At 61.6% G+C, this 2,397-nt stretch carries 2 protein-coding genes; both read left to right on the forward strand.

The features are described from left to right. Positions 1-1,590, forward strand: a 1,590-nt coding sequence (aspD, locus tag AC1D34_RS36665; protein ID WP_476826911.1) for an aspartate 4-decarboxylase, incomplete at its 5' end; no start/stop codon positions are given. A 119-nt stretch (positions 1,591-1,709) separates the two neighbouring features. Continuing rightward, positions 1,710-2,397, forward strand: a 688-nt coding sequence (locus AC1D34_RS36670; protein WP_476826912.1) for an aspartate-alanine antiporter-like transporter, incomplete at its 3' end; no start/stop codon positions are given.

Consider the following 2,397-nt stretch of genomic DNA (forward strand, 5'->3'; position numbering starts at 1 on the left):
ACCCTCAGCCCCTTCGAGATCAAGGACGAACTGATCCGTCTCGCTAAACAGACCGCGCAGACCTCCTCGATCGCCCTTCTGAACGCCGGCCGCGGCAATCCGAACTGGGTCGCGATGACGCCGCGCGAGGGCTTCTTCCTGCTCGGGCAGTTTGCGATCACGGAAAGCAGGCGCGTGATGCACAAGGCCGCCGGCATTGGCGGCATGCCCAAGGCCGAGGGTATTGCCGAGCGGCTGGAGGACTGGCTCGCCGATCACAAGGACTCGCCCGGCGCCACCTTCCTCCGAGAGATGGTCGCCTTTGCCATCAATAAGTTCAGCTTCAAACCAGACGCCTTCGTGCACGAGCTCGTCGACTCGATCATYGGCGACAATTATCCGGTGCCTGACCGCATGCTCGTGCACAAYGAGCGCATCGTGCATGAATACCTGATGTGGGCGATGTGCGGGGAGCCGCACCCATCCGGCCAGTTCGACCTCTATGCCGTCGARGGCGGAACGGCRGCGATGTGCTACATCTTCAAGTCGCTGAAGGCCAACCGGCTCCTGAACCCGGGCGACACGATTGCCCTGGCGACCCCGATCTTCACGCCCTATCTCGAAATGCCGCATCTTGAGGATTACGGCCTCAACATCGTTTCGGTGGCCGCGCCTCAGGAAAACCGCTGGCAGTTCACCGACGAGGAACTCAAGAAGCTTGAAGACCCCAAGGTCAAGGCCTTCTTCGTCGTCAATCCGGGCAATCCCTATGCCGTTGCCCTGAGCGAGGAGACGATCGCCAAGATCGTGAAACTGGTCCAGACCAAGCGTCCCGACCTGATCATCCTCACYGACGACGTCTACGGCACCTTCGTCAAGGGTTTCCGTGGCCTGCTCGGCGCGCTCCCGCAGAATACAATCGGGGTCTACTCCTACTCGAAATATTTCGGGTGCACCGGCTGGCGGCTCGGCGTCATCGCSATCCACCGCGACAACATCYTGGACAAGGCGATCGCGAACCATCCGGAGAAGATCCTGACGGTGCTCGATACCCGCTATGGCCCGATCACGCTCAAGCCGCGCGAACTGAGACTGATCGACCGCATCGTCGCCGACAGCCGCGACATCGCCCTGAATCACACGGCCGGCYTGTCGCTGCCGCAGCAGGTGATGATGACCATGTTCTCGCTGTCCGAGATGATGGACGARGCCAAGCTCTATCAAAAGACCTGCATGGATATCGTGAAGTCCCGCGTYGACCGGATGATCGAAGGATTGGGCATCGATGTGCCCGACAAYCCCCTGCATGATCGCTATTACGGCCTGATCGATTTCGAGTTCTGGGCGAAYAAATATGTCGGCCCCGAGGTSGTGAGCTAYATGAAGGAGCACGTCCAYCCGCTCGACATCGTCTTCCGCCTCGCCGAGGACCACGGCATCGTGCTCTTGAACGGCGGCGGCTTCCACGCCCCCGATTGGTCGGTGCGCGTCTCCTTCGCCAATCTTGACGACGAGGTCTACAGCCAGATCGGCCGCGCTACCCGCGCGGTGGCGCGTGGCTACCGCCAGGCCTTCGATGCCTACAATCTCGCTCTCGCCAAAAAGCCCTGACGCGCGAGAGCGGCAGGAGTGAAGGTGTGGGCAGGTGATTTCCTGCGTTCGGCAACCATCGGACATTCGATCAGTCACGACTTGATCGGATGTCCGAGTTCMATGCTGCGAGGCAAAGCATGAACTACATCGTCGATGCCCTGCGCAATAATCCCGAGCTCGCCATCTTCCTGACGATCGCTCTCGGCTTTCTSATYGGMAAGGCGAAAATTGGCGGCTTCAGCCTCGGCGTCGTTGTCGGCTGCCTGCTGGCGGGCGTCCTGGTCGGCCAGCTCGACATCAAGGTGCCGGCCGCCGTGAAGACGGTCTTCTTCGACCTCTTCCTCTTCACGACCGGTTACAAGGTCGGTCCGCAGTTCTTTCGCGCCTTGAAGCGCGATGCGCTTCCACAAATGGCGCTAACGGTGGTGCTCTGCGTCACGTGCCTGCTGGTGGCGCTCGGCTTCGCGAAACTGCTGAACTTCGACATGGGTACTGCGGCCGGACTTCTCGCCGGGGCGTTTTCGGAATCGACCGTCATCGGAACAGCGGGCGAAGCGATCCAGCGTCTCGACCTACCGCAGGCCGAGCGGACGGCGCTCATCAACAACATCCCTGTCGCCTACGCCGTCACCTATCTCGTCGGGACGGCGGCCCTGGTCTGGTTCCTGCCSAAGGTCGGTCCCAAGCTCATGGGCATCAACCTTCGCGAGATCGCGGCWCAGCGCGCCGACAAGGCCGGACCGGGCAGCGATGCCGAAGGCGTCACCTCGGCCGCCCGCCTGTTCGACGTTCGCGCCTATCGCGTCGAAAACCCGGTTCTGACCA

The sequence above is a fragment of the Allobosea sp. P1_A7 genome, from assembly GCF_056406775.1.